The organism is Flavobacterium geliluteum (genome assembly GCF_017948595.1).
Classification (GTDB): Bacteria; Bacteroidota; Bacteroidia; order Flavobacteriales; family Flavobacteriaceae; genus Flavobacterium; species Flavobacterium flavipigmentatum.
The window spans coordinates 89,594-109,553 of record NZ_JAGFBV010000005.1; the positions used below are offsets into that span (position 1 = coordinate 89,594).

Annotated in this window: 18 protein-coding genes and 1 tRNA gene; 10 read left to right on the top strand and 9 right to left on the bottom strand. The window is 35.2% G+C overall.

Annotated elements, in window-relative coordinates:
• Positions 1 to 5: 5 nt before the first annotated feature.
• The 3 genes from fabG to J3495_RS04525 are packed head-to-tail and all read right to left on the bottom strand — an operon-like array spanning position 6 to position 3,428.
• A complete protein-coding gene (fabG, locus tag J3495_RS04515; protein ID WP_210665381.1) occupies positions 6 to 737 on the bottom strand; it encodes a 3-oxoacyl-ACP reductase FabG in 732 nt (243 codons plus the stop codon).
• A gap of 23 nt (positions 738 to 760) precedes the next feature.
• The gene (locus tag J3495_RS04520) at positions 761 to 1,876 is read right to left on the bottom strand and encodes a WG repeat-containing protein (protein WP_210665382.1); all 1,116 of its coding nucleotides are present in this window, start codon (positions 1,874 to 1,876) and stop codon (positions 761 to 763) included.
• Positions 1,877 to 1,907: 31 nt separating this feature from the next.
• A complete protein-coding gene (locus J3495_RS04525; protein WP_210665383.1) occupies positions 1,908 to 3,428 on the bottom strand; it encodes an HAL/PAL/TAL family ammonia-lyase in 1,521 nt (506 codons plus the stop codon).
• 102 nt (positions 3,429 to 3,530) lie between these two features.
• Between J3495_RS04525 and J3495_RS04530 the strand changes: the two genes are divergently transcribed.
• The gene (locus J3495_RS04530; protein ID WP_210665384.1) at positions 3,531 to 4,790 is read left to right on the top strand and encodes an NAD(P)/FAD-dependent oxidoreductase; all 1,260 of its coding nucleotides are present in this window, start codon (positions 3,531 to 3,533) and stop codon (positions 4,788 to 4,790) included.
• A 25-nt stretch (positions 4,791 to 4,815) separates the two neighbouring features.
• Here the strand turns inward: J3495_RS04530 and J3495_RS04535 are convergent, their stop codons facing one another.
• From J3495_RS04535 to J3495_RS04555, 5 genes are all read right to left on the bottom strand, one after another.
• Positions 4,816 to 5,421 (bottom strand): hypothetical protein, encoded by a 606-nt coding sequence (locus J3495_RS04535; protein ID WP_210665385.1) that lies wholly within the window; start codon positions 5,419 to 5,421, stop codon positions 4,816 to 4,818.
• 138 nt (positions 5,422 to 5,559) lie between these two features.
• A complete protein-coding gene (locus tag J3495_RS04540; protein ID WP_210665386.1) occupies positions 5,560 to 7,245 on the bottom strand; it encodes a sodium/sugar symporter in 1,686 nt (561 codons plus the stop codon).
• Between the two features lie 267 nt (positions 7,246 to 7,512).
• The gene (locus tag J3495_RS04545; protein ID WP_210665387.1) at positions 7,513 to 8,568 is read right to left on the bottom strand and encodes a UDP-glucose--hexose-1-phosphate uridylyltransferase; all 1,056 of its coding nucleotides are present in this window, start codon (positions 8,566 to 8,568) and stop codon (positions 7,513 to 7,515) included.
• 1 nt (position 8,569) lies between these two features.
• On the bottom strand, positions 8,570 to 9,742 hold the full coding sequence (gene galK / locus J3495_RS04550; protein WP_210665388.1) for a galactokinase: 1,173 nt from the start codon (positions 9,740 to 9,742) through the stop codon (positions 8,570 to 8,572).
• A gap of 62 nt (positions 9,743 to 9,804) precedes the next feature.
• Positions 9,805 to 10,494, bottom strand: coding sequence for an NUDIX hydrolase (locus J3495_RS04555; protein ID WP_210665389.1), 690 nt, complete (start codon positions 10,492 to 10,494; stop codon positions 9,805 to 9,807).
• Between the two features lie 511 nt (positions 10,495 to 11,005).
• Here J3495_RS04555 and J3495_RS04560 point away from each other — a divergent pair.
• The 7 genes from J3495_RS04560 (at position 11,006) to J3495_RS04590 (ending at position 17,757) form a co-directional block, all read left to right on the top strand.
• On the top strand, positions 11,006 to 12,697 hold the full coding sequence (locus J3495_RS04560; protein ID WP_210665390.1) for a ribulokinase: 1,692 nt from the start codon (positions 11,006 to 11,008) through the stop codon (positions 12,695 to 12,697).
• Entirely contained in the window at positions 12,681 to 13,382 is a 702-nt protein-coding gene (locus tag J3495_RS04565) for an L-ribulose-5-phosphate 4-epimerase (RefSeq protein ID WP_210665391.1), read from the top strand. The genes J3495_RS04560 and J3495_RS04565 overlap by 17 nt, the downstream gene beginning before the upstream one ends.
• A gap of 88 nt (positions 13,383 to 13,470) precedes the next feature.
• A complete protein-coding gene (gene araA / locus J3495_RS04570; protein WP_210665392.1) occupies positions 13,471 to 14,979 on the top strand; it encodes an L-arabinose isomerase in 1,509 nt (502 codons plus the stop codon).
• A gap of 112 nt (positions 14,980 to 15,091) precedes the next feature.
• Positions 15,092 to 16,276 (top strand): aldose epimerase family protein, encoded by a 1,185-nt coding sequence (locus tag J3495_RS04575; protein ID WP_210665393.1) that lies wholly within the window; start codon positions 15,092 to 15,094, stop codon positions 16,274 to 16,276.
• 206 nt (positions 16,277 to 16,482) lie between these two features.
• Complete coding sequence (locus J3495_RS04580) at positions 16,483 to 16,953, top strand: OsmC family protein (protein WP_210665394.1); 471 nt, start codon at positions 16,483 to 16,485, stop codon at positions 16,951 to 16,953.
• Positions 16,954 to 17,026: 73 nt separating this feature from the next.
• Positions 17,027 to 17,422 (top strand): hypothetical protein, encoded by a 396-nt coding sequence (locus J3495_RS04585; RefSeq protein ID WP_210665395.1) that lies wholly within the window; start codon positions 17,027 to 17,029, stop codon positions 17,420 to 17,422.
• 194 nt (positions 17,423 to 17,616) lie between these two features.
• Complete coding sequence (locus J3495_RS04590; RefSeq protein ID WP_192186437.1) at positions 17,617 to 17,757, top strand: hypothetical protein; 141 nt, start codon at positions 17,617 to 17,619, stop codon at positions 17,755 to 17,757.
• A 58-nt stretch (positions 17,758 to 17,815) separates the two neighbouring features.
• Here the strand turns inward: J3495_RS04590 and J3495_RS04595 are convergent.
• Positions 17,816 to 17,895, bottom strand: a tRNA-Leu gene (locus tag J3495_RS04595).
• Between the two features lie 298 nt (positions 17,896 to 18,193).
• On the opposite strand from J3495_RS04595, the gene J3495_RS04600 reads away from it, so the two are divergent.
• Together J3495_RS04600 and J3495_RS04605 are read left to right on the top strand one after the other, a co-directional pair.
• Positions 18,194 to 19,135 carry a ribose-phosphate pyrophosphokinase gene (locus tag J3495_RS04600; protein WP_210665396.1) on the top strand — a complete coding sequence of 314 codons (942 nt, stop codon included), beginning with the start codon at positions 18,194 to 18,196 and terminating at the stop codon, positions 19,133 to 19,135.
• 72 nt (positions 19,136 to 19,207) lie between these two features.
• Positions 19,208 to 19,819 carry a 50S ribosomal protein L25/general stress protein Ctc gene (locus tag J3495_RS04605; protein WP_210665397.1) on the top strand — a complete coding sequence of 204 codons (612 nt, stop codon included), beginning with the start codon at positions 19,208 to 19,210 and terminating at the stop codon, positions 19,817 to 19,819.
• Positions 19,820 to 19,960 lie beyond the last annotated feature (141 nt).

Here is a 19,960-nt window from a genome sequence, read left to right on the forward strand (position 1 = left end):
TAATTTTATGAATAAATTCCTCCGTTTATATTGATAATTTCGCCTGTAATATAGCTTGATTTTTTCGAAATTAAAAAACTTACCAAATCGGCTACCTCTTCAGCTTCGCCAAAACGATTTACAGGAATTAGTTTTAGTAATTCTTTTTCGTCTAAATCGCTGGTCATATCTGTTCTGATAAACCCTGGAGCTACTGCATTTACTGTAATGTTTCTTTTCGCAACTTCTTGAGCCAAGGCTTTTGTTGCGGCCACTATAGCTCCTTTTGCGGCTGAATAATTAGTTTGTCCAGCAGTTCCTTTTACACCAGAAACAGAGACTATATTTACAATTCGGCCATATTTATTGCGTAGCATTTTTTGAATAAAAAACTGCGTTACATTAAAAAAACCATTCACACTCGTATTGATTACACCGTTCCAGTCTTCTGGAGTCATCCACATAAAAAGACCGTCTTTTGTAATTCCGGCGTTATTTACAATTGCTTCTACAATTGCCTCCGGATTGGCTTCTTGCCATTGGGTCAATCTAGTATTCACCTCTTCAAAACTAGCAACATCAAAACCTAAAATTTCTCCGGTAGCGCCTAATTTTATGATTTCCTGAAGTGTTTCTTCTGCAGCTGTTTTATTCGAATGGTAATTGATCAGAATATGATAATTAGATTCTACTGCTAATTTTTTACAAATAGCACTTCCAATTCCTCTTGAACCACCCGTTACTAATACACATTTCATATTCAGATTATATTTGTTTTTTATTATTTTTGAAAAGGCTCAGCATTTTGAAACCATTCTCCCAGTACTTCACCGTTAGGTTTCAGAAAACCCCATTTTTTTTCGTTTTTTACTCTGGCAAATCCATCTACAAAGCCTTTTTCGTCGTCTTTGAACAATGCAAAAATCCCTCCGGCAGTGATATCATATTGTTGCGGAATCACTAATTTTCCGGCTTCATTGATAAAGCCCCATTTTTTATCTTTTACGGGAGCCAGTCCTTCTTTGCTAAAAACTTCGGCATCCTCAAAAATTGGTTCAATGACAAGGGTACCTTTTGTATTAATGTAGCCCCATTTTTTTCCGACATAAACAGGAGCTAAATTTTTTACAAAAGCACGAGCTTTATCAAATTTTGGTTCTATTACCCAGTTTCCTTTTAGGTCAATAAATCCGATTTTATCATTTTTACGAGCATAAGTAAGGTCTTGAGAAAGAAAATCCCATATTTTATCTACACCATCAATGGCTTTAAACTTTCCTGCAATTACAAGGCCAAAAGCACTTCCATTTTTTGCCCATGTGGTGTTTTTAAAATAATTTCCTATTTCATCATAAATGATTTCAACCACCGCTTTGCCTGTTTTATCAATAATTCCCCATCTTTCATTATTCTTAACTCGAGCAAAACCATTCTCAAAAGATTTGATGACGTCGTATTTCGGTTCCAGTATAATGGTCATTTTGGTATTAATCAATCCAACTTTATTATTTTGTCTGATAAAAGCGACTCCATCTTCAAAATCAAAAATTTTATCTGAATTTGGCGAAGATACGGTCTCTCCTTTTTTATTGATATACTGCCATTTTTTGTCTTTCAGAACGACACAATAACCACTATTAAAATATTTTACCTCATCAAAAGTCGCCGGAATTACCAAACTTCCTTTACTATCAATAAAACCCCATTTTCCGTTTTCTTCAACCGCTGCTAAGCCTTCAGAAAAGTTTTTAGCCACGTTAAATTTCGGTTCAATACTAAATTTCCCTTCTTTTGTAATGTAACCAAATTTCCCGTCTTTTTTAACCAAAGCTACGGCCGGACTTTGAGCATTGCCAAATTGAATACATAATAGGAGTAAAATAAATACTTTTTTCATGATGTTGTAAATTAGGGTTAGCTATTAAAATTTAACTGTTGATCAAATAATCTTTTACGTTTTGCACGAATGGATACATTACTTGATCTTCTGTAAATACCGGGATGATATTGCGAACATCGTCGTACCATTTTTTGGTAACAGATGAAATTTTATCTTTTTGTTCCAAATAATCAATGGCTTGAACGATGGTGATCATTTCGATACTCAAAACTTCAAAAGCATTTTCGATTACTTTAGAAGTAATTACAGCAGCATTTGTTCCCATGCTTACAATGTCTTGATTGTCATTGTTGTTCGGGATACTGTGTACATACATTGGGTTAGATAACATCTGGCTTTCTGCAGTTGTAGAAGTTGCCGTAAACTGAACGCCCTGCATCCCGAAATTGAATCCTAGTGTTCCTAAGTTTACGAATGGAGGTAAAATTTCGTTGATTTTTGCATTCAATAAATAATTCAATTGACGTTCAGCCAACATTGTCAATTTTGTAATAACAATTTTAAGTTTATCCATTTCTAATGAAATATAATCGCCGTGGAAATTCCCTCCGTGATAAACGTGTTTGTTTTTTACATCTATAATAGGATTGTCGTTTGCCGAGTTAAATTCGTCTTCCAGAATAGAAGCTACATTATTGATGGTTTCTAAAACGGGTCCTAAAATTTGAGGCACACAACGAATAGAATAATATTCTTGTACTTTTTCTTTGAAAATTTTCTCTGTATTTTCTCCAGAATATAAGTGATCTTCTCTTTTACGTACCAAAGTACTGTCTGAAAGGTTGGCTCTCATTTTGGCCGCAACTTCTTGTTGCCCTTTGTGGCGTTTGGTTTGGTTTAATTCTGCCGAGAAATGGTCATCATAAGCCTGCACCAATTCGTTGATGGCGCAAGAACATTTTACTGACCAATCTAGTAATTTGGTAGCTTGATGTACGTTTACAACTCCAATTCCTGTCATTACCGAAGTTCCGTTCATTAAAGCCAAACCTTCTCTAATTTCTACCTGAATAGGTTGTAACCCTTCAATTTCAAAAACCTCTGGGGTTGGTCTTCTTTCACCTTTATAAAAAACTTCGCCTTCACCAATTAAAACCAAAGCCAAATGTGACAATTGTACCAAATCTCCACTGGCGCCTACACCACCGTGCTCAAAAATTAAAGGCGTAATATCTCTGTTAATAAGTTCAGCCATCAAGTGAATAACAGAAGGGTGAACACCTGAGTTACCCAATGAAAGTGTGTTTAAACGAGCCAAAATTGCAGCTTTTGCAAAAACAGGACTTAAAGGTTTCCCTGTTCCAGAAGCATGGCTTCTGATTAAATTATACTGTAATTGAATTTGATCAGACTCCTTAATTCTATATTGAGCCATCGGTCCGAAACCGGTATTTACTCCGTAGATTACTTTATTCCCTGAAAATTCTTTCAAGAAATCAAAACTTTCATTTACTCGATTAAGTACTGCATCACTGATGGTTACTTTGTTTTCCCCGAAAATAATAGCCTCAAATTCGGCTAAACTTAAATATTCATTAATTGTGCTCATTAAACTGTTTTTGGTTGGGCTAATTTAATTTTATTTATCAAAATAAATGTAGTTATTTTGATGATGGCAAATGTAAGTAATAATCAATAACATTTTTAGTATATGATAAAGGAGTTTGTAGATGTTTTAATAATTGGAGCAGGTCCCTCAGGATGTGTTTCGGCATCGTACCTTCATTTGAACGGAGCAAAAATAAAAGTAGTCGAAAAAACGAAATTTCCCAGACTGGTAGTGGGAGAAAGTCTTATTCCCAGAGTGATGGATCATTTCGCAGAAGCACAACTTTTTGAAAGTTTGGATGCTATGAACTTCGAAAAAAAGCTTGGAGCTCGTTTTATTAGAGGCGAAGAAATCTGTGTTTTTGATTTTAGTAAAAAATTTGGAGAAGGTTGGGATTGGACGTGGCAAGTGCCTCGAGGCGATTTTGATAACGTTATGGCGCAGGAAGTTATTCGAAAAGGAATTGATTTAGAATTTGAATCTGAAGTACTTGAAGTTTCTTTTGAAGGAAAAAATTCGAAAACAATTGTAAAAGACAAAGACGGTAATCTGAAAGAAATCCATGCTAAATTTATTATCGATTCCAGCGGATATGGTCGTGTGTTGCCAAGACTTCTGGATTTGGACACTCCTTCAAAATTAGATCCGCACTCTTCGATATTTACACACGTAAAAGATATTAACAGGCCGGAAGGTGAAGAAGGAACCATGATTTCTTTTGATATTCTGGAAACCGAAGTTTGGTTATGGGTAATTCCTTTCTCAAACGGCAATACTAGTTTAGGAGTTGTGGGACCAACAGATTTTATCAACTCACTTTCTAAAAATAAAGACAACGCCGAAGCGGTGCGAAATGCCATTCAGCTTTCTGATTATTACATCAAAAGATTTGAAGGGACAGAATTTTTATTCGAGCCCGTTAAGTTAGAAAATTATTCACGTTCTGTGAAAAAAATGTATGGTGATGGTTTTGCCTTAACAGGAAACAGCTCCGAGTTTTTAGATCCGGTTTTTTCATCAGGAGTTGCTTTTGCTACAGAATCAGGAATGTTGGCAGCCAAATTATACCTCAAAGAATCGCAAGGAATTGCAGTAGATTGGGAAACCGAATTTACAGGATATATGAAACGCGGTATTGGTGTTTTTACCACTTACGTGAAAGAATGGTATACGGGTAATTTGCAAACCTTATTTTTTCATCGTCCTGAAAATTTAGACGTAAAAGAAAAAATATGCGCAGTATTGGCGGGTTATGTCTGGAACGAGGAAAATCCTTTTGTAAAGAAACACGACAATGTGATAAAAAACATGGCGTATCTTCTTAATAGTGAGAAAGAAAAAAAAGCAGAAATCCCTAATTAATTAGGGATTTCTTTTTATGATAGTATTATTTATAAGCTTTTTTCAAAAGTAATTTTGCTAAAGATTTACCGGTTTTAGCATACCCTTCACCGATTCTGGACTCATTGCTAAAGTTGCTTCCCCATTGATCTCCAGGAGCTTCCTCGCTGGAAATTTCTAACAATACATTTGATTTATTAGCAGTCTCGACAAATTTTAAGTTGGTGGTCACTTTTGCTGGTTGTTTCATCATAGCAACATCCCAACCTGGATAGATCCAAACGGTTTGTACGATCAAAGTATAAGGAGTTGTTAGTTTTTCCTGAAAAGTAACATCTTTCTTTTCTTTGTTTAATACAACATTTACGAGTTCTAAAAATTTGGGATTCCAGATAAATTCTTTAGATGAACTCCATTTTTTACTCCAGATGTCGCCATTTCCTTTGGATTTTTCGTTTAAGTCTGCTGTTCTTTCTGCTACATATTGAGCTTCCGTTTTTTTATCCTTTAAAAGGGTAAAATTACTGTAATCAAATTCTACATTAATTTCTTTTTGATCTTTTAAAAAATCGAAATTTCCTTTTACAACTTCAATGTCTTGGGCAAATGAAGTGCATGAGATAAGGAACAATGAGAGTACTAATTTTTTCATAAAATTGTTTTTGGGTTATAGACCAAATATAAATATTTTTTTGTTAAAAAAACAACACAAAACAATTTGTTACAAAAAAAAGGGCATGTTGAGCCCCTTTTCTGTATTCAAAAAAATATAAAATTTAATGTATTTACACTACCAGAATTTTACATATAAAGCGATGACAATCAGTAAAATTATTACACTCAAAACGGTGGTTTGTGGTTTTACGGCAAACATTCCCGGTTCAGACTCAAAAGCTTTAGGATTGATTTTTGGTCCTGCAAAACTTATTGCCACCATTGTCAAAGTTGTAAACAAGAAGGATAATCCCATACAGATATGAAACGGAATTTCGTAAGCGCCTTTTCCGTTAGGATACGCTGTATATAAAAGAGTTTCGTTACCAAATAACATAGGGGCATATTCATTGAAGATAACAGACAAAACAAATCCTAAAATTACACCCACAATTGCTGCGGCTCCTGTAGTTCTTTTCCAGAACATTCCGAGAATAAACATGGCAAAAACTCCAGGACTAATAAATCCCGTATATTTTTGAATATAAGTAAATCCTCCCACGCCTCCAATTCCCAGAATATCATTCCATGTAAATAGTACCGCCAAAAGCATTGCGGCAAAAACCGCAATTCTGCCAATATTTACCTGTTGTTTTTCGCCAGCTTCTTTCTGGATGTATTTTTTATGAATATCTAAAGTATAAATAGTCGAGATGCTGTTTACTTTGCCCGCAAGCGAAGCCACAATCGCAGCGGTCAATGCTGCAACCGAAAGTCCTTTTAATCCTGTTGGTAGGAAAGTCAGAACAGCAGAATAAGCACCGTCTTTTCCTCCAACAAGTTGAGGTAAATGACCGTTTTGATACAAAACATAAGCGGCAATACCCGGCAACATTACGATAAGCGGCATTAATAATTTTAGAACACCTGCAAACAAAATACCGGTACGCGCGGTTTGCAGATCAGCACCAAGTGCTCTTTGCGTAATATATTGGTTGCATCCCCAATAATTTAGGTTGATGATCCAGATACCGGCGAGGTAAGACATCAGGCCGGGAAAAGTCAGATACTTATCGATATCAAGTTGGGATGAATTTGCATTTGGTTTTGGGATAATCATTTTAAAATGCTCCGGAGCTTCTCTCATTAATACTTTAAAACCTGCGATGGCATTTTCGCCAACACCAAAATATTGTCCAACAGTTGTTAATGCGATATACGATGTTACTAAGCCACCAATGATCAAAACAGCTACCTGAATCACATCGGTATAAGCAACTACTTTCATTCCTCCTAAAGAAATAAATAGTGCAAACAGGGCCAATCCTAACATAATAACATGCAGGTATTCTCCGCCTGCAAGACCATTAATGGCTACGGCTCCTAAATATAAAATAGAGGTCAGGTTGACAAAAACATACAAAAACAACCAAAAAACAGCCATGATTAGGGCAGTCGATTCGTTGTAACGTGTTTTTAAGAATTGGGGCATTGTGTAAATCTTATTCTTAAGATAAACAGGAATAAACCAAATGGCTACTATGATCAAAGCCACGGCGGCCAGCCATTCGTAAGCAGCTACGGCGATTCCTAAAAAGAAACCTTCGCCACTCATACCAATGAATTGTTCGGCAGAAATATTGGAAGCAATTAAGGAAGCTCCAATGGCCCACCAGGTTAAATTTCCTTCTGCCAAAAAGTAGGCTTTGGCATCTTGTTCGTCTTTTTTACGCTTGTGATAAACTGTAAAACCGTAGGCAGAAACTACGATAAAATAAATAATAAATACCGCATAATCTGCGAATGCTAGACTTTGGTTCATGGTTAAATAGTATTTGTAAAGTTAATAGCTACTATTTTTATTTTCGGCTTTTTACTATTACTAATGAGATTATAAAATCTTAGTTTTAATAATTAAAACTGAATAAAATAGTAGATGCGTTTTATTTCATTTGTTTTTTTACGAAATGTAAAATTCAAATGTAAAATAAAAAATTATATATCTATTAAAAAACAAATGTATTTTTTACGTTTATTTAACTGTTTAATGTTAAATTTAAGATTGAAACCTAGTTTTTATTTTAAAATCTTATTTTTTCCCTAATTTATAATGCACATCTGATTGCTCTCTTAAGACCTCAGCACTTTTTTCTGCAGTAATGTCTCGTTGAGCTTCAGCAAGCATTTCGTAGCCAACCATAAACTTTTTTATTGTAGAAGAACGTAATAAAGGTGGGTAAAAATGCATGTGAAAATGCCATTCAGGATGTTCTCCTCCATCTGTTGGTGCTTGATGAATTCCAGAAGAATAAGGAAAAGAAGTTTTAAAGAGATTATCGTATTTTATCGTTAATTGTCTTAGAATAATAGCATAGGCAGTTACTTCTGCGGCAGTAAAATCGGTTATTTTTACAACATGTCTTTTGCTGATAATCATCGTTTCGTACGGCCAGATAGCCCAGAATGGTACTAATGCTACAAAATGATCGTTTTCGATTACAATTCGGTCTCCTTTTTTTAGCTCATCTCTAAGATAATCCTGCAAAAGAGTCGTTTTGTTTTTATCATAATATGATTTTAAGCAGTGCTGTGTTTTCTCGATTTGGGTTGGTAGCGAAGATTGCGCCCAGATTTGCCCATGAGGATGCGGATTGCTGCAGCCCATTATGTTCCCTTTATTCTCAAAAATCTGAACATAATTGATATATTTTATCGCGCCAAGTTCATTGTATTCTTTCTGCCAGGTGCGAATAATATTTTCGATTCCTTCTAGCGACATTTCTGGTATGGTAAGATCATGTCTTGGCGAAAAGCAAACTACTTTTGAAATTCCTCTTTCTGGTTTGGCTTTAAAAAAGGTTTGTTTGATATCGTCTTCGTACATGATATCATCTTGTTTGAGGGCTGCAAAGTCATTATCAAAAACAAAAGTGTTTTCGTATTTCGGATTGCTTTCTCCATTTGCTCTTTCATTTCCGGGACATAAGTAGCAGTTGGCGTCGTGTTTTGGAAAAGTTTGTGTTAAAATAGTTTCGTTTTGTCCTTGCCAGGGTCTTTTAGCGCGATGGGGCGAAACCAAGACCCATTCATTAATTAAAGGATTATAACGTCTGTGAGGATCTTCGTTAATGTCAAAGTTTTTCATTTTAGTTTTTAGTGGTATTAAGTTGTGTTCCGTTTGAGATTTTTATATCGTAAAATTTTAAATTTATCCCAAATGTATTTAAATAATGAAATGAAAACTTATTTTTTACATCATTTTCATGACCTTTTTTAATAAAATTAATTGTGCAGCCACCAAAACCTCCTCCCATCATACGTGAACCTATTATCGAATTGTCTTCTTTTGCAGTATCTACAAGCATATCCAGCTCATTACAACTCACTTCGTATTCTTTAGAGAGACCCTCATGTGTCTCAAAAAGCAATTGTCCTAAAAGTTTTATATTTCCGTTGTCGAGAGCCTCGCAAGCTCTGTTAACACGACTAATTTCTTTTATAACATAGTATATTCTTTTAAAAATTGTTGTATTCATTTCGTCCTTAATACTCAAAAGTTGATCCTCGCTGCAATCTCTAAAACTTTTTATTTCTGGAAAATGTTTTTTGATGATCGACAACCCTTCTTCGCATTCATTGCGTCTTGTGTTATATTCAGAAGTAAAAAGCGAATGTTTTACATTACTATCAAATAAAACCACCGAATAATCTTTAAAATCTGCATTATGATATTCAAATTCTAAAGTATTACAGTCTAGTTTGATTACTTTATTTTCAAGACCGTGTACGCTCGAAAACTGATCCATGATGCCGCAATTTACACCCACCCAATGTTCTGCTTTTTGTCCTAATAATGCAATGTCTTTTTTTTCTATGGTAAGATCAAAAACTTCTTTAATACCAAAAATCATCCCACATTCTAAGGCTGCTGATGAAGATAAACCAGAACCAATCGGGATATTGCTACTAAAAACACAGTTGAAACCTTCAAACAAAAAACCATTGTCCTGTAATTGTTTGATCACACCCAAAATATAATTGGTCCACACGACATCGCTCAGCAAGATTTTTTTGGTGAGATCTACTTCAAACTCTTCGTTTAAATCGATTGCAATAATTCTCGATTTTGTTGTGTTATTTTTTTCAAAAGCAAAACAAATCACTTTGTCAATGGCTGCTGGCAAGACATAACCATCATTATAATCGATATGTTCTCCTATAATGTTGATTCTGCCCGGAGAGAGCACCACTTTTTCGGGAGTAGAACCAAAAGCTTTTTCAAAAAACGCAGTTGTAGTTTGTATTAAAGTAGTATTCATGATGGTAAAATGAACGATAGTAGGTTGTTAATTTTTTAATTCAATTTTAGATTATAATCTTTTTACAGATTCAAGGCAAAATTGTTTAGTAATTTTTCTTCGTATTTTTCTTTGTTGAAAGTATATAAAAAAGAACCTTTTCGAGAAGATTGCATGTCTTTTTCATCGAGTTTATTCAAAATCCCCATCGAATTTATTTTACTGATAAAGTTTCTTTTGTCTAATTCTTTACTCAAAATCGATTCGTATAATTCCAGTAATTGGCGCATCGTAAATTTTTCCGGTAACAATTCAAAACCAATTGGTTTTATCGATGTTTTGTAGCGTAGTCTGCCTATCGCGTACTCTAACATTTTATTATGGTCAAAAATCAGGCTTGGTGCATCGGCTATTTTAAACCATTGGGCATGATAGTTTTCTATCAACTGGGCATTGTGATTTTCGATATTAATCAAAGCATAATACGAAACCGAAATCGTTCTTTCAAAAGGATCGCGATCGATCTCACTGTATGTGTAGAGCTGCTCCATATAAATAGTATGCAACCCTGTATAAGTAGTCAGGATTCTGGCAGCAGCATGATCTAAAACTTCATCATTTTTCAAAAAACCGCCAATGAGCGACCATTCTCCTTTTTGAGGCTCAAAATCTCTTTTTATCAAAAGTATTTTTAGACCCTCATGGTCAAACCCAAAAATGATGCAATCAACTGCTAATAAAACTTTATCTGTCGCACTGTAATTATTTAGCATATTTCTAATTATTAAGGTAAATATAGGGACTTCCGGACTTGTTTTATCATTTTGTAAGGTGGTTTTTACACCTATTCAAAATTATCTGGAAGTAAAACACAAAGTCACAGAGAATTTGATTCACACTTTGACTATTATTCTGTTCTAAAAAAGATTTGGTTTTCAAAATTATTACAAATTTGCAAAACTCTCATTCTATAAACACTATTTCTTTCTTAAAACAATAGCTGATAAATGCATTTTTTCCTGCTTTGAATAAAAATTTCTGTCAAAAATCATTCAAACGTACGAAAAATTATCATCAGAAAAGTAGTGTTTATTTGGAGGCGTATTATTTGTGTTTTCTAACTAATAATCCTGCAATAAACGCCATAATGAATAAGTGCCATAGTAAAAATTTACTTTTTGTACAACCTAATGAATTGTTTTACAGTATATTTTTTACAAGTGTTTTTTACACACTTAAAAAAATATTCTTATATTTGTTTGTAGTAAGAAAATTGAATTTAGGATGAAAAATTATGTTATCGGATTAGATTACGGGACAGATTCTGTTAGAGCTATGTTGATTGATACAGAAAACGGACAGGAATTGGCTTCAAGTGTTTCGCATTACAAGAGATGGAAAAACAGGCAATACTGTGACGCAGCGATCAATCAATTTCGCCAGCATCCTCTGGATCATATAGAAGGTTTAGAAAGTACCGTTGAAACCATTATAAAAGAGAGTAAAATAGACCCTGCACAAGTACGTGGAATTTGTATTGATACTACTGGATCTTCGCCAGTACCCGTTACAAAAGAAGGAATTCCATTGGCTCTCACAAAAGGTTTTGAAGAAAATCCCAATGCGATGATGGTGCTGTGGAAAGATCACACTGCGATAAATGAAGCAAACGAAATTAACGAATTGGCAGTAAGCTGGGACGGTGAAAATGTTACAAAATATGTGGGCGGAATTTACTCTTCAGAATGGTTTTGGGCAAAAATCCTGCACATTGCCCGAGCAGATGAAGCCGTCAGAAACGCAGCCCACACTTGGATGGAACATTGCGATTTAATGACGTATTTATTAATTGAAGATAAAGATCTAAAATCATTCAAAAGAAGCCGTTGCGCAGCGGGTCATAAAGCCATGTGGCACGAAGACTGGAAAGGCTTGCCTCCTGTAGAATTTTTACAAAAATTGCATCCTTATTTGGCAACACTTCGAGGCAATTTATATGATGAAACCCATACATCCGACCAAGTTGCAGGAAAATTGAGCCAAGAATGGGCAGATCGTTTAGGACTTACGACCGATACTGTTGTCGCTGTTGGAACATTTGATGCACACTCGGGAGCAGTTGGGGCAAAGATTGGAGAAAACACTTTAGTTCGTGTAATGGGAACATCAACTTGCGATATTCTGGTAGGTTCTAAAGAAGAAATAGGCGCCAAAACTGTACGCGGAATTTGTGGTCAGGTTGAAGGTTCAGTAATTCCGGGGTATATTGGTTTAGAAGCAGGACAATCTGCTTTTGGTGATTTATTGGCCTGGTACAAAGAATTATTATTATGGACAACAGATCATTTATTAACAGCTTCGACTGTTTTGAATGACGCTCAAAAAGAACAATTAAGAGAAGAATTTAGTGATCAGTTACTTGTCGAATTAACAAAGGAAGCAGAGAAAATTCCGGTTTCAGAAAGTCTTCCTATTGCTTTAGACTGGATCAACGGAAGAAGAACTCCGGATGCCAATCAGGAATTAAAAAGTGCTATTTCAAATTTATCGTTAGGAACAAAAGCGTCACATATTTTTAAAGCTTTGGTAAATGCGATTTGCTTTGGAGCAAAGAAAATAGTCGATCGTTTTGAAGAAGAAGGTGTAAAAATAGATAGTGTAATTGGTATTGGCGGTGTTGCTCGAAAATCCCCGTTTATCATGCAGACACTGGCAAATGTCCTGAATAAACCAATCAAAATTGCAGCATCCGACCAGACACCGGCTTTAGGAGCGGCTATTTACGCGGCAGTTGCAGCAGGAATTTATCCGAACGTAATTGAAGCCAGTCAAAAAATGGGAAGTGATTTTGACGGAGAATATTTTCCTCAATTAGACAAAGTAGCAGCGTATAATAAATTACTGATTGCTTACGATCAATTAAGTGCTTTTGAAGATCCAACTATTAAAATTACAAAGCATGAGTTCTCTTTATAAAAATTTAAAACAAGAATGTTACGAAGCCAATATGCAGTTAAATGTATTAAATCTTGTCGTTTATACTTTCGGAAATGTAAGTGCGGTGGATAGGGAAAATGGCGTTTTTGCGATTAAACCAAGCGGTGTTCCTTACGAAGATTTAACGCCAGAAGATATTGTGATTGTAGATTTTGACAATAACGTTATTGAAGGGACTTTGCGTCCTTCATCAGATACTAAAACGCATGCTTATTTATATAAAAATTGGCCCAATATAGGCGGTGTTGCACATACACACGCAACATATTCGGTAGCGTGGGCTCAGTCACAGCGTGATATTCCAATTTTTGGCACGACGCACGCCGATCATTTAACAGCAGATATTCCGTGCGCACCGCCAATGGCAGATTCGCTTATTGAAGGCAATTACGAACACAACACCGGAATTCAGATTCTGGACTGTTTCAAAGAAAAAAATCTTTCCTACGAAGAAGTAGAAATGATTCTGATAGGAAATCACGGTCCGTTTGCCTGGGGTAAAAATGCTGCAAAGGCAGTTTATAACAGTAAAGTGCTGGAGGTTGTGGCAGAAATGGCGTATCTGACGTTGCAAATAAACCCTAATGCGCCAAGATTGAAAGATTCCCTTATAAAAAAACACTACAATCGTAAACACGGAAAAGATTCGTATTACGGACAGTAAGGAATTTTAGATTAAAGATTATTGATTTTAGATTTAAGATCAAACGAAAAACGATTAAACAGTTCAACAAAATAACGATTCAACAAAAATGATAGACATTTCACAAAAAGAAGTTTGGTTTGTGGTAGGAAGCCAGGAATTATACGGTGAAGAAACCTTGCGAAAAGTGGCCGAGCATTCGCAGATAATTGCAAAAGGATTAGACGGAGCATCGGAGATTCCGGTAAAAGTGGTGTACAAAGACACTTTAAAATCAGCTCAACAGATTACCAATTTATGTTTAGAAGCCAATTCGGCCAAAAATTGCATCGGAATTATTGCCTGGATGCATACTTTTTCGCCGGCAAAAATGTGGATTGGCGGACTGAGTATTTTAAAGAAACCATTATGCCATTTACACACACAATACAACGCTGAAATTCCGTGGGGAACGATCGATATGGATTTTATGAATCTGAATCAATCGGCTCACGGAGATCGCGAGTTTGGTTTTATCATGTCTAGAATGCGTAAAAAGCGTAAAGTGGTCGTGGGTCACTGGGAAGATCCCCGAGTTTTAAATAAGTTGGGTGTTTGGACAAGAGTAGCTTTGGGTTGGGATGAACTTCAGAACCTAAAAGTAGCCCGTATTGGTGACAATATGCGTGAAGTTGCCGTTACAGAAGGCGACAAAGTCGAAGCTCAAATACGTTTTGGAGTTTCGGTAAACGGATACGATTCATCGGATGTAACCAAATATATTGAGAAAGTTACAGCTAAAGAATTGAATGATTTACTGGCCGTTTATGAGTCTTCTTATACGTTAACCGATGCTCTAAAAGAAGACGGAGCGCAAAGAAATTCTTTAGCGGAAGCAGCAAAAATAGAACTAGGATTACGCGCTTTTCTTAAAGAAGGAGGTTTTGGAGCCTTTACAGATACATTTGAAAATCTGGGTGCCTGGAAACAATTACCCGGAATTGCGACACAAAGATTAATGGCAGATGGTTATGGTTTTGGTGGCGAAGGCGATTGGAAAACCGCCGCAATGGTGAGAGTTTTAAAAGTAATGAATGTGGGTCTTGAAGGAGGAACTTCTTTTATGGAAGATTATACGTATCACTTTACACCTCAAAAAGCGTATGTTTTAGGTTCTCACATGTTAGAAATTTGTCCTTCTATTGCCGACGGAAAACCTTCTTGCGAAGTACATCCGTTAGGAATTGGAGGAAAAGAAGATCCTGCAAGATTAGTGTTTAATGCTCCGGCAGGTGAGGCTATTAATGTGTCGCTGATAGATATGGGAAATCGTTTCCGTTTGATTGTAAACGAAGTTGAAGCTGTAAAACCAATGGCTGACTTACCTAAATTGCCAGTTGCGAGGGTGTTGTGGGATTGTAAACCAAATTTGGATATTGCGGCAACTGCCTGGATTCTAGCTGGAGGAGCACACCATACTGTATATAGTCAGGCTGTAACTACAGAATATATGGAAGATTTTGCAGATATTGCGGGTATAGAATTACTGGTTATTGACGAAAAAACAACGGTTAGGGAATTTAAAGATAAATTAAATGCTAATGAAGCTTATTATCATTTGTTTCAACATGGACTTTAATTTTTAAGGACAAAGGCTCAAAGTGGCAAAGGTTTTTATTTTGAATTAAAATGTGCTACTTTTAATATTTACATCTTACATTTTACATCTCACAACATTAAAAAAAAAATTTATGAATGTATTAAAACGTTATATTTTTAGAATAAGCTTGTTGAGTCTAGCGATAATTTCTATTCAATGCAAAAGCGATAAAAAAATGGATAATACCACAATTTCTTCAGATAAAAAAACAACAGTTACAATTGAAAAATCTTCTTATGGAACCACTTCAAATGGAGAAAAAATAGAGAGCTATAAGCTGAAAAACCAAAACGGGATGGAGGTAGATATCATCACTTTTGGGGGAATTATCACCGATTTGAAAGTGCCGAACAAAGAAGGTGTTTCAGAAAATGTAGTAATCGGATTTAATTCTTTGCAACAATATGAGAAAGAAAATCCGTTTTTTGGAGCTTTGATCGGGCGATTTGGAAATAGAATCGCGAAAGGAAAATTTTCGCTTGACGGAAAAGAATATTCTTTGGCTATCAATAATGCGCCAAATGCTTTGCACGGAGGGCCAGAAGGGTTTCATAGAGTAGTTTGGAAAGCGGTTGAAGCAAAATCGGGCGCTACGGCTTCTCTTAAATTATCGTATTTGGCTAAAGACGGAGAAGAAGGTTATCCTGGAAATTTGCAGGTTTTTGTGACTTATACTTTAAATAATAATAACGAATTATCGGTACAATACGAAGCAACAACCGACAAAAAAACGGTTGTAAATTTGACGCAACACTCGTATTTCAATTTATCAGCAGATTTTTCTAAAACAATTCTGGATCACGAAATAACTTTAAATGCAGATAAAATTGTTCCCGTAGATGCGACTTTAATTCCAACAGGAAAATTAGAAGATGTTGCCAATACACCTTTTGATTTTAGAAAACCAAAATTGGTAGGAAAAGAAATCGGATTCAAAAATCAGCAGTTAGAAAGAGGCAAAGGATACGATCATTGCTGGGTGCTGAACAATTCCGCAAAAGGGAAAACCGTTATCGCAAAAGCCTATCACGCAGCAAGCGGAAGAATTTTGGAAGTTACCACAGATGAACCTGGAATTCAGTTTTACTCAGGCAATTTTCTTGACGGAACTTTGCCTATGCGCAACCAAGGAACGTATGCGTACAGAACGGGTTTTTGTTTAGAAACCCAACATTTTCCAGACGCTCCTAACCAAAAAGATTTTCCAACAACGGTTTTAAACCCGAGAGAAAAATACAATACTACGACTACTTTTAAGTTTTCTGTAAAAAAATAATTTTTTAAAATTTGTTTAATAATTAGTTTTAGTTCTCTGAAAAACCTCGAAGTCATTTGCTTTCGAGGTTTTTTTATTGGATAAAATTACTTGGGAAAAGAGGTAATTTTGTGCCTAAATTTTGCGACTTCGCGACTTTGCAAGATGAATTTATTTTACAGCTTTATAAAAGTCTTAAATTAGCGAAAGCAAAACAAAATATAAAAATGAAACATCTATTTAAAGCAGAAGCAAATTGGACTTCGAATCAAAATTCAGCAGATTCCACAAAAAGATTTTATAATAAAAGTCATCAAATTAAGATCGAAGGCAAACCAGTTTTAGATGTTTCCGCAGCGAAAGCTTTCAAGGGGAATCCGGAATTGTATAATCCCGAAGATTTGCTGTTGAGCAGTTTGGTTTCCTGCCACATGATGTCGTATTTATACGTCTGTTCTCAAAACGCTATAGAAGTTCTCGAATATTCAGACCACGCAGAAGCAACTCTAGAAGTTTTGGAAGATGGAAGCGGTCGTTTTGTTGAGGTAAAATTAAATCCGAAAGTCACCATTGCCTCTGCCGATCAGATCGAGTTAGCAAACGAACTGCATAAAAAAGCAAACCAATTGTGTTTTATTGCTAATTCTTGCAATTTCCCTGTTTTGCATGAGGCGAGTTGTGAGGTTTCTACAATGTAAATTATGGATAACAGTAAATACGAAAAACCTAAAAAGAGTAGATTTGATAATTATAAATTTTAATAAAAACAAAATGAAAAAAACATTGTTAATATTGTTTATTATTTTTGCGTCATGTGCAAAAAAAGAATTACCATCTAATGTGTCAATTGCTCTAAATGATTTAGATGGTTTTATAAAAATAAATAGAGATTATGACAGTTTGATAAGTATTTTAGATGAATCAAAGATAAATGGTTTGTCAATTGACTCTTTAAATAGTATAATTGTCAGAATAAAAGTTAATCGTGAGATGCTTCAAGAAAGGGAATATAAAGTAGAAGAGTTTCTAAAATATAATCCAAAATATTCAGACTATGATGAAATTAAAAACAGAAAAACGATACCGGTAATTGATATTAATGAAAATTATGATTTAATTTTAAAAAGATATACTGCTTTGAAAATTAAAAACAAGATTTATAAATAATTGTTTCTTAATGATCTAATGTTTTTCAGATGTGATTGAAATAAACTTGATTCATTATTCCATTGTTTTTAAAATTGACTTATAGCTAGTTTATGGATTTCCGTAATACGACAAAAGTTTTTTCGCTGTTATTTGTTTTTATTACAATGAACTTATATAAGTAAGTTCTGTTTATTAACTTTAAAATTTTTATTATGGAAAAAATTCAAGCAATTAAACCAGGTCCAAAACCTAACAAACCAGATGGAAAACCAGATGAGAGAAGACGAGTTAATCCGCCAAATCAGCCAAAGCATCCTGATTTAAAGCCTCATATCCATAAACCAAAGGATTGATTTAAGGTGTAAGAATGTCTTAAAACCAAAAAAACCTCTTCGAAAGAAGAGGTTTTTGTACCCGGAGCCGGAGTCGAACCGGCACGGTTTCCCACAGGTGTTTGAGACCAGCGCGTCTACCAATTCCGCCATCCGGGCTTAGCAGACGAAAAAATAATCAAAAATTCAATTATTTTAACGCAATAGAATAAGTAATTATGATGTCATAATTGTGCTTATTCCTTTAACACGGTGCAAATGTAAAAAATAAAATTAAATGTGCTACTAAAAATACTTAAAATTTTCCTTTCAGTGTCCAATAAATTTTCTAAATTTGCACCTCGTTAAAACGAAGCACACACAACTAACTACACCCGAGGCGAATACAGCATTTGGCTAAGAAAAAAAATAAAGCCCGATTGTATGGAGCGCAGCGGAATAAAAACAACAAACTATAATGTCGCACCTAGAACCAGAAGCTAAAATTTTTGCTTGTTCAAAAAGTGTTTATCTAGCAGAAAAAATTGCAGAGCAATACGGAATTCCGTTAGGGAAAGTAACGATGTCAACGTACAGTGATGGAGAGTTTCAGCCATCGTATGAAGAATCAATAAGAGGATTACGCGTTTTTATCGTGTGTTCTACTTTTCCAACTGCAGATAATTTGATGGAATTGTTACTCATGATTGATGCTGCAAAACGTGCATCAGCAAGACATATTACGGCTGTTATGCCTTATTTTGGTTGGGCAAGACAGGACAGAAAAGACAAACCAAGAGTTCCGATTGGAGCAAAATTAGTAGCTAATTTATTAGATGCTGCCGGAGCAACAAGAGTGATGACAATGGATTTGCACGCAGATCAAATTCAGGGGTTTTTCGAGAAACCAGTAGATCATTTATTTGCATCTACGATCTTTTTGCCTTACGTAGAAAGTTTAAAATTAGACAATTTGACCATTGCCTCTCCAGATATGGGAGGTTCAAAAAGAGCTTATGCGTACTCTAAGTTTTTAGAATCAGATGTAGTAATCTGTTACAAACAAAGAAAAGCAGCCAACGTTATCGACACCATGGAATTGATAGGTGAAGTAAAAGGTCGTAACGTAATATTAGTAGATGACATGATTGATACCGGCGGAACATTAGCAAAAGCGGCCGATTTAATGATCGAAAAAGGAGCATTGAGCGTAAGAGCAATTTGTACACACGCCATTTTATCTGGTGATGCTTACGAAAAAATAGAAAACTCAAAATTAAGTGAGTTAATCGTAACCGATTCTATTCCGTTAAAGAAAGAATCAAATAAAATCAGAGTAGTGAGTTGTGCACCTCTTTTTGCCGAAGTTATGCACATGGTGCACCACAACAATTCCATCAGTGGAAAATTTATAATGTAGTCATTGCGAGGAACGAAGCAATCTCACTACAATAAGAATTAGAATATTTATTAATAACTATATTTTTTTACAATGAAATCGATTACAATTAAAGGATCAGAAAGAGAAAGCGTGGGCAAAGTGTCAACTAAAGCCTTACGTAATGCTGGACAGGTTCCTTGCGTATTATACGGAGGAAATCAAGCAGTACACTTCTCAGCAGACGCTGCAGCGTTCAAAAACTTGGTTTACACTCCAAACGCACACACAGTTGTGATTGAGCTTGGAAAAGGAAAATCATTCAATGCAATTTTGCAAGACATTCAAGTACACCCAGTATCTGACAGAATTTTACACATTGACTTCTTTCAATTATTTGATGACAAAGAAATCACTATGGAAGTTCCTGTAAAAGTTGTTGGTACATCAAAAGGTGTTCTTGCAGGTGGTGTTTTACGTCTAAACACTCGTAAACTTAAAGTAAAAGCGTTACCTAAAAATCTTCCTGATTTTGTTGAGGCTGACATTACTCCACTAGAAATGGGTAACAAATTATACGTTACTAAAGTGGGTACTCCAGATTACAAAGTAATGCACCCAGAGAACACAGTTGTTGCTCAGGTAAGAATCTCTCGTGCTGCTATGAAAGCTGCTCAAGAAGCTGCAAAAGCTGCAAAAGCTCCTGCAAAAGGAAAGAAAAAATAATTTTTTTCAAATTTCAAAACCAAAGCATCAATCGAAAGATTGGTGCTTTTTTGTTTTAACGGTTCTGAGTTGCTAAGATGGTAAGGTTTTAAGCGAACTTTGCGTAAAATGCGCGCTTTGCGGTTAAGATTAGATTTTCTA